Origin of the sequence: Roseivirga sp. UBA1976 (assembly GCF_002336325.1) — a bacterium.
GTDB lineage: Bacteria > Bacteroidota > Bacteroidia > Cytophagales > Cyclobacteriaceae > Roseivirga > Roseivirga thermotolerans.
The window spans coordinates 18,885-19,389 of the sequence record NZ_DDDQ01000073.1; the positions used below are offsets into that span (position 1 = coordinate 18,885).

Annotated in this window: 1 pseudogene; it reads right to left on the reverse strand. The window is 46.7% G+C overall.

The features are described 5' to 3' along the window. Positions 1-505 (reverse strand): annotated as a pseudogene (locus B3763_RS07380) (NAD-dependent DNA ligase LigA); the annotation flags it as partial.

Sequence of the window (505 nt, forward strand, 5' to 3'; positions counted from 1 at the left end):
ATGGCGGGCTAGTTTCTCTGCCACGGTTTGGCCAACGTAGCGGATACCCAGGGCAAACAGAACTCGTTCAAAGGGTACTTTCTTCGATTCTTCAATGGCTTTTATGATATTGGAAGCTGATTTTTCCCTTAGGCTTCGGGCACTGTATTCACCTTTTTTCTCTGAGAAAATACGAAACTCCAGGCCGTTCAGGTCATCGAAAGTGAGCTGGTATAGGCCGGCATAGTCATGAATTAACCCTTTATCCAGAAGGCCTCTGAGTGTTTCTGAGCCAAGACTGTCTATATCCATGGCTTTCCGTTGAATAAAATGCTCAATTCTTCCCAGTATTTGAGGAGGGCATCCTTCTGTATTGGGGCAGTAATGATTTGCTTCTCCTTCTTTCCGTATAAGTTCGGTCTGGCATTCCGGGCAATGGCTTATGTAGCTTACCGGTTGACTGTTTACCGGCCGGGCCAGCGGGTCTACACCGGTGATTTTAGGGATGATTTCTCCACCTTTTTCT